The 6,951-nt window shown below is 69.7% G+C and carries 8 protein-coding genes and 1 tRNA gene; 5 read left to right on the top strand and 4 right to left on the bottom strand.

Features of this window, described 5'->3' with window-relative positions; translation table 11 throughout:
• The 3 genes from VJS38_RS16270 to VJS38_RS16260 form a co-directional block, all read left to right on the top strand.
• On the top strand, nt 1–753 hold a 753-nt coding region (locus VJS38_RS16270; RefSeq protein WP_324089198.1), incomplete at its 5' end, for a beta-ketoacyl synthase N-terminal-like domain-containing protein.
• A 212-nt stretch (nt 754–965) separates the two neighbouring features.
• Entirely contained in the window at nt 966–1,778 is an 813-nt protein-coding gene (locus VJS38_RS16265; protein ID WP_324089197.1) for an enoyl-ACP reductase, read from the top strand.
• Nucleotides 1,779–1,796: 18 nt separating this feature from the next.
• A complete protein-coding gene (locus tag VJS38_RS16260) occupies nt 1,797–3,047 on the top strand; it encodes a UbiH/UbiF/VisC/COQ6 family ubiquinone biosynthesis hydroxylase (RefSeq protein ID WP_324089196.1) in 1,251 nt (416 codons plus the stop codon).
• A gap of 207 nt (nt 3,048–3,254) precedes the next feature.
• Here VJS38_RS16260 and VJS38_RS16255 read toward each other — a convergent pair whose 3' ends face one another.
• The 4 genes from VJS38_RS16255 to VJS38_RS16240 all read right to left on the bottom strand — a co-directional run bounded on the left by VJS38_RS16255 (nt 3,255) and on the right by VJS38_RS16240 (nt 5,652).
• The gene (locus VJS38_RS16255; protein WP_324089195.1) at nt 3,255–3,458 is read right to left on the bottom strand and encodes a Trm112 family protein; all 204 of its coding nucleotides are present in this window, start codon (nt 3,456–3,458) and stop codon (nt 3,255–3,257) included.
• An 11-nt stretch (nt 3,459–3,469) separates the two neighbouring features.
• A complete protein-coding gene (locus tag VJS38_RS16250; RefSeq protein ID WP_324089194.1) occupies nt 3,470–4,135 on the bottom strand; it encodes an LON peptidase substrate-binding domain-containing protein in 666 nt (221 codons plus the stop codon).
• Between the two features lie 22 nt (nt 4,136–4,157).
• Nucleotides 4,158–5,063 carry a co-chaperone YbbN gene (locus VJS38_RS16245; RefSeq protein WP_324089199.1) on the bottom strand — a complete coding sequence of 302 codons (906 nt, stop codon included), beginning with the start codon at nt 5,061–5,063 and terminating at the stop codon, nt 4,158–4,160.
• A 67-nt stretch (nt 5,064–5,130) separates the two neighbouring features.
• Complete coding sequence (locus VJS38_RS16240) at nt 5,131–5,652, bottom strand: prolyl-tRNA synthetase associated domain-containing protein (protein WP_324089193.1); 522 nt, start codon at nt 5,650–5,652, stop codon at nt 5,131–5,133.
• A gap of 397 nt (nt 5,653–6,049) precedes the next feature.
• On the opposite strand from VJS38_RS16240, the gene VJS38_RS16235 reads away from it, so the two are divergent.
• Together VJS38_RS16235 and VJS38_RS16230 are read left to right on the top strand one after the other, a co-directional pair.
• Nucleotides 6,050–6,793, top strand: coding sequence for a DUF6065 family protein (locus VJS38_RS16235; protein WP_324089192.1), 744 nt, complete (start codon nt 6,050–6,052; stop codon nt 6,791–6,793).
• Nucleotides 6,794–6,876: 83 nt separating this feature from the next.
• Nucleotides 6,877–6,951 (top strand) — tRNA-Gly (locus VJS38_RS16230).

Raw genomic sequence — 6,951 nt, 5'->3', positions numbered from 1 at the left:
AACTTCTCCATCTCCTCGGCCTGCGCGACCTCGGCCCACTGCATCGGCGCCGGGTTCGAGCAGATCGCCATGGGCAAGCAGGACGTGGTCTTCGCCGGCGGCTGCGAGGAGCTCGACTGGACGCTGTCGAACCTGTTCGACGCCATGGGGGCGATGAGCTCGAACTTCAACGACCGGCCGGCGACGGCCAGCCGGGCCTATGACGTGGACCGCGACGGCTTCGTCATCGCCGGCGGCGGCGGCGTCGTCGTGCTGGAGGAGCTCGAGCGCGCCAAGGCCCGCGGGGCCAAGATCTACGGCGAGATCGTCGGCTACGCCGCCAACTCCGACGGCTACGACATGGTCGCCCCGTCGGGCGAGGGCGCCGCGCGCTGCATGCGGCTGGCGCTGGAGCAGGCCGGGAACCGCCAAGTCGACTACCTGAACCCGCACGGCACCTCGACGCCGGTGGGCGACGCCAAGGAGATGGAGGCGGTGCGCGCGGTGTTCGGCGACAAGGCGCCGCTGATCTCGTCGACCAAGTCGCTGACCGGCCACAGCCTGGGCGCGGCCGGGGCGCAGGAGGCGATCTACTGCCTCCTGATGCTGAACAACGGCTTCGCCGCCGAGAGCGCCAACATCGAGACCCTCGACCCGGCCTTCGAGGGCCTGCCGATCCTGCGCAAACGCGCGGACCGCGAGCTGACCACGGTGATGTCCAACAGCTTCGGCTTCGGCGGCACCAACGGCTGCCTGATTATGGCCCGGGTGTAATTCGGCGCCGACTGTCATCCCGGAAGCCGCGCAGCGGCTGTCCGGGACCCATAGGCGCTGGCGTCTCCAGAAGGTTCGCGGCGGCGAAGCTGCAGGCCATCTGCGCTTCCGGTGCGTATGGGTCCCGGACAAGCGCTTCGCGCTTTCCGGGATGACAGTTTTGGGCTGATCGTCCACAACCCGCCCAACATCGACCGCCCCAGGAGGAACGCGTGGCCGACGACTACCAAATGCCCAAGGGCGAGCTGATGAAGGGCAAGAAGGGGGTGGTGACCGGCGTCGCCAACCACCAGTCGATCGCCTGGGGCATCGCCTCGCAGCTGGCGGCCCAGGGCGCCGAGATGGCCTTCCTGCACCTGCCGGGCATGGAGCGGCGCGTGCAGCCGCTGGCCGAAAGCGTGGGGGTGAAGACGCTGGCCCCGATGGACGTCACCGACGACGCCTCGATGGACGCCGCCTTCGAAGCGGTGAAGTCCGCGTTCGGCGAGATCGACTTCTTCGTCCACGCCATCGCCTTCGCCAACAAGGACGAGCTGAAGGGCTCGTTCGTCGAGAACACCACCCGCGACGGGTTCCTGAGGGCGATGAACATCTCCGCCTTCAGCTTCGTCGACTGCGCCCGGCGCGCGGCCGACATGATGCCGAACGGCGGCTCGATCATCACCCTCACCTACATGGGCTCGGAGCGGGCGATCCCGAACTACAACACCATGGGGGTGGCCAAGGCCGCGCTGGAGAGCGCCACCCGCTACGCCGCCCGCGACCTGGGGCCGAAGGGCGTCCGCGTCAACGCGGTCTCGCCGGGCGCGATGCGCACGCTGTCCCTGGCCGGCATTCAGGGCGGCCGCGGCATGCTGGCCAAGGGCCGCTCGCTCTCGGCCATGAAGGAGGACACCTCGATGGAGGGCGTCGCCGGCTGCGCGCTATGGCTGCTCTCCGACCTCGGCAAGTCCACCACCGGCGAAGTGATCCACGTCGACGCCGGCTTCCACATCATGGGCTTCTCGGAGGACGAGGCGGAATAACCACCGTAAGGTGGAGAGATGGACACCTTCGACGCCGATGTGATCATCGCGGGCGCCGGCATGGCCGGGGCGACGCTGGGGCTGGCGCTGGCCAAGGCGGGACTTAAAGCCATCCTGATTGACCCGGTGGTGTTCAGCGCCCAGGTCGCGCCGACCTTCGACGGCCGCTCCTCGGCGATCGCCTTCGCCGCCTTCCGCCAGTGGCGGGCGCTGGGGCTGGCCCCGGCGCTGGAGCCGCTGGCCGAGCGGATCGAGCATATCCTGGTCACCGACGGGCGCGCGCCCGGACCGCTGACCCAGGGACCGGGGCCGTTCTTCCTGCGCTTCGACGCCGCCGAGATCGCCGACCGCTGCGAGGGCGAGCCGCTCGGCTACATGCTGGAGAACCGCCACACTCGGGCGGCCTTGGCCGAGGCGCTGCAGGCGCAAGGCGTGGAGGTGCTGGCCCCGGCGCGGGTCGCGTCCGCCGCCTTCGACGCCCGCGCCGCGACGGTGACCCTGGCGGACGGGCGGGTGCTGCGCGCGCCGCTGGCGGTCGGCGCCGAGGGCCGCGGCTCGGTGATCCGCGAGGCGGCGGGCGTCGAGGCGCTGGGCTGGGAGTACCGCCAGACCGCCGTCGTCGCGACCGTCAGGCTGGAGCGGCCGCACCGCGGCGTCGCCCACGAGTTCTTCCTGCCGTCCGGCCCCTTCGCCATCCTGCCGCTGACCGACCAGCGCGCCAGCCTGGTCTGGACCGAGAGCCAGGCCCGCGCCGCCGCCCTGAAGGCCGCCCGGCCCGAGGTGTTCCACGCCCATCTGCAGCGGCGCATCGGCGAGCACCTGGGCGAGGCGCACGTCGAGGGCGCGGTCTTCACCTATCCGCTGGCCCTGCAGCTGGCCGCGAGGCTGACCGCGCCGCGGGTGGCGCTGCTGGGCGACGCGGCCCACGGGGTGCATCCGATCGCCGGCCAGGGCCTGAACCTGGGCTTGAAGGGCGCCGCGGCGCTGGCCGAGACCATCGTCGACGCCGCACGGCTGGGCGAGGACTTCGGCTCCGAAGCGGTGCTGGCGCGCTACGGCGCCTGGCGCCGGTTCGACACCATCACCCTCTCTGCCGGCATGGACGCCTTCGTGCGGCTGTTCTCCAACGACAACCCGCTGCTGCGCCTCGGCCGCGGCCTCGGCATGGCCGCCGTCAACCGGATCGGCCCCGCGCGACGCTTCTTCATGCAGGAAGCCGGCGGCGCGGTCGGCGACCTGCCCCGGCTGCTGCAGGGCCAGGCGCTGTAGGAAGATGCTCCCCACAGGCGCAGGGGTATCGCATATGCCCTAAACGCCCCCTCAGTCAGCTTCGCTGACAGCTCCCCCCCGTTTCACGGTGGAGCATCTTGGCGCTGAGATCCTCCACCGCGCAGCGGGGGAGGTGGATCGCGAAGCGAGACGGAGGGGGCGCTTCGGCATCTGCAATCGCCCTGCCCACAGGGGGAGGATCTGGAGCTACTCCCCCTCCCCCAGCTCGCGCGCCTCTTCTGGCAGCATGATCGGCACGCCGTCGCGGATCGGATAGGCCAGCTTGGCGCTGCGGCTGATCAGCTCGCCCTTGGCGCGGTCCAGCTCCAGCGGCCCGCGGGTCACCGGACAGACGAGGATCTCCAAAAGGCGCGGGTCGACGTCCACTTCGGGAAAGGCAGGTTCGCTCATGGCCTCAAGCCTTACTGCAGCGAATGGGTCTCGTCATCGCCGTCGTCGGCCGCCGAGTCGATCTCCAGCAGCGTCGTCAGCACCTCGAAGCGGCCGGCGAGGTCCGGCGCCTCCAGCAGCGCCTGTTTCTCCTGCGGCGCGAACGGCAAGCCCATCGCCAGGCTGTTCACCAGCGCCTCCAGCGGTGCGGCGCTGGCGGTCTCCCAGTCGATGTCGAGCTCGCGGCGGTTGAGGTAGCGTTTCAAGGCCCGGGCGAAACGCTCGCGCGCCGCCTCGGGCGCCGGCGGCTTCTCCTCGGTCGACACGTCGCACTCGAAAGCCTCGTAGTCCGCGCGCACCTGGCGATAGGGCAGGCGCATGGCCAGCTCCTCGCCCGGCTGGAAGCGGCACACGCCGGTCAGGGTGATCAGGTAGCGGCCGTCGGAGGTCTCGGCGAAGCTGGTGATGCGGCCGACGCAGCCCACCGCGGCCAGCCAGGGCCGGGCGCGGTCGCCGCCGGGCCGCGTCTGGATCATGCCGATGATGCGGTCGCCGCCCATCACGTCGTCGACCATGTTGAGATAACGCGGCTCGAAGATCTGCAGCGGCAGGTCGCCGCCGGGCAGCAAGAGCGCCCCGTCGAGCGGAAAGACCGGGATCACCTGCGGCAGATCCGCCGTCCGTCGATAACCGGCCATCCGCTACCTCGCTGGCCCCAAACTAACTGAACAATATCGCAGACAGCCGCCGGCGTCCCTGTTTTGCGAGCTCCGACATCTGGCCGGCGGCCTCGAAGACGACGAGCAGCTGCTTGCGCGCGGCCTGGTCGTTCCACTCGCGGTCGGCCTCGATGATGGCGAGCAGGTTGTCGACCGCCGCCTCCAGCCGCCCGTGGCCGGCCAGCGCCTTGGCGAGCTCCAGCCGCGCCTCGTGGTCGGCCGGATCGGCCGCCAGCCGGTCCTGGAACTGGCGGACATCGGCGGGCGCATCGGCGGCCAGCGCCAGGGCGGCGCGCACGCTGTCGAGGTCCGGGTCCTTGGCGTCGGCCGGCGCCATCTGCAGGATCTCGCGGGCGCGGTCCGGCTCGCCGCCGGCGACATAGACCCGGGCCAGCCCGCCCAGCGCCTTCACATTCTCCGGATCGTGCTGCAGCACCTGGGCGTAGGCCTGGGCCGCGCCGCCAAGATCACCAAGCTCCAAGGACTCGCGGGCGAGCGCCAGGGCTTCCTCCAGGCCGTCGTCGGCGCCGCCGCCGGCCTTGGCCAGCCGGGCGACGAAGGCCTTCAGCTCGCTTTCGGGAAGGGCGCCCATGAAACCGTCCGCCGGCCGGCCGTCGACGAAGGCGAACACCGCCGGGATCGACTGCACGCGCAGCTGGCCCGCGTAGGACGGGTTTTTGTCGATGTCGATCTTCACCAGCTTCACCGCGCCCTTGGCGGCGGTCACGGCGCGCTCCAGCGCCGGCCCTAGCTGGCGGCAAGGCCCGCACCAGGTGGCCCAGAAATCGACGATCACCGGCTGGACGCGGCTGGCCTCGATCACGTCGGCCATGAAGCTGGCGTCGGTTCCGTCCTTGATGATGTCGCCCGCCGCCGGCTTGCCGGTGGTCTCGCCGATCAGGCTCATGGCCATGCCCTCAACTCGTCTGCGCTGAAACGTCTCGGCGCCAAGATGGTCGCACCTTGGCCCGGGATCAACGCGCCTCGCAGGATTCCACTAAGCTCAAGGTCTCGAAGTCGACGATCAGCGGCCGGACGCCGATCGCCTGGAGGAAGCGCCTGAAACCCGCCCCATCGACGCTGGTGGTGGCGGTGTTGGTCAACGGGTGGAAGTTGACCGCAGGCGCCTCGGCCAGCGTCCGGTCGAGCACGAAGCGCACGCGCCGCCCGGTGTCGTTGATCAGGGCGAAGGCGGTGACCGAGCCCGGGGTCACGCCCAGGGTCTGGGCCATCAGCGCCTCATTGCCGAACGACAGCCGGCCTGAGCCGATCACCGCCGGCAGGCGCTTCAGGTCGATGACGCTGCGGTCCTCGGCCGAGATCAGCCACAGCTGGCCCTTGGCGTCCTTCAGGAACAGGTTCTTGGTGTGGGCGCCGGCGATGCCCGCCTTGATCGCCTCGCCCTCGCCGACGCGGAAGACGGCGGGGTGCTCATGAGTGCGGGCGGCGACCCCGATCTCGTCGAGGAAGGCCAGCAGGTCGGCTTTGGTCTTCATGGGCTGCGTCATAGCGGAGTTGGCGGCGGGCTGGAGATTTTTGTCCACAAACCACACGAACCACACGAACGGGCGACGAACACCGACGCTCAGGCGCTTTGCGCACCACGAAAGACACGAAAGGGTCTGCGTTGAACCTCGGTCCCGGCCAGGCGCCGAGGAAGCATGCCTGACCGGCCCGTGGCCAATCCTTTCTGCTACGCTCCGAGGTTTCCGCAGACCCTTTCGTGTCTTTCCAATCTGACGCCCACGACGACGCCGTTCTCGCGCCGGGTCGCGTGGTTCGTGGACAAATTCTCTTCGTGTTTTCGGTGTTTCCCGTGGTTCCCGAACGACGCTGGACGTCGCCCATCGCGGCGCCTAGAGGTCGGCAACATCATCCGCCGTCGAGAGCGCCATGGAACTCGAGTGCTATCCCACGATCGAACGCCCGCCGGAGCTGGTGCCGGGCCGCCCGCAGCGCGCCTGGATGGACCGCTTCGCCGAGCGCCACCCCTACCGCTGCCTGCCGCTCAGCATGGCCAACACCTCGGGCTGGGAGATCCTCTGCCCGATGAGCTTCACCGCGGAATGGAACGGCGGCACGCACCAGCAGGACATCACGCTGCGGCCGGACCATCCGCACCCCGACTTCCACCGCTTCGTCACCAGCCACTTCAGCCACGGGGTGGTCACCTTCCATCCCGGCTACCTGTTCCGCACGCCGCCCGGCTGGTCGATGTGGGTGATGGGGCCGCCGAACCAGATCAAGGACGGCATCCAGCCGCTGGCCGGCGTGGTCGAGACCGACTGGCTGCCGTTCCCCTTCACCATGAACTGGAACTTCACCCGTCCCGGCCGCGTGCGCTTCGAGAAGGGCGAGGCCTTCTGCTTCATCACCCTCTTGCAGGACCATCCGCTGCACGAGATCCAGCCGGTGATCCGGCGGATGGATTCCGACAGCGAGCTGCGCCACCAGTACGACGTCTGGGAGAAGCACCGCAGCGAGTTCAACCAGCGGATCTTCCGCCAGGACCCCGAGGCCACCAAGGAGGCCTGGCAGCGCTACTACTTCAAGGGCGAGTTCCCCGACGACATCGCGCCGGCCCCGGAAGGGCACGTCAACAAGCGCCGCCTCAAGACGCCAAAATTCCGCGGCTGAGGCGCTTGCCAACCGGATTGCCCTCTGCCATAAGCCGCCCTCTCGAATTCGGGGCGCGGCCGGACCGGCCAGCTTCGAGGAGTGCGGGCGTAGCTCAGGGGTAGAGCACAACCTTGCCAAGGTTGGGGTCGGGCGTTCGAATCGCCTCGCCCGCTCCA

The sequence above is a fragment of the Phenylobacterium sp. genome (assembly GCF_035276905.1).
GTDB lineage: Bacteria > Pseudomonadota > Alphaproteobacteria > Caulobacterales > Caulobacteraceae > Phenylobacterium.
Note: the sequence above shows the minus strand (reverse complement) of the source record. Positions and strands in the feature narration are given on the sequence as shown.

Excerpts from the sequence above, each read along its gene's own strand:
- VJS38_RS16255 (WP_324089195.1), bottom strand. The coding sequence starts at position 3,458 with ATGAGCGAACCTGCCTTTCCCGAAGTGGACGTCGACCCGCGCCTTTTG.
- VJS38_RS16245 (WP_324089199.1), bottom strand. The coding sequence starts at position 5,063 with ATGAGCCTGATCGGCGAGACCACCGGCAAGCCGGCGGCGGGCGACATC.
- VJS38_RS16250 (WP_324089194.1), bottom strand. The coding sequence starts at position 4,135 with ATGGCCGGTTATCGACGGACGGCGGATCTGCCGCAGGTGATCCCGGTC.
- VJS38_RS16260 (WP_324089196.1), top strand. The coding sequence starts at position 1,797 with ATGGACACCTTCGACGCCGATGTGATCATCGCGGGCGCCGGCATGGCC.
- VJS38_RS16240 (WP_324089193.1), bottom strand. The coding sequence starts at position 5,652 with ATGAAGACCAAAGCCGACCTGCTGGCCTTCCTCGACGAGATCGGGGTC.
- VJS38_RS16235 (WP_324089192.1), top strand. The coding sequence starts at position 6,050 with ATGGAACTCGAGTGCTATCCCACGATCGAACGCCCGCCGGAGCTGGTG.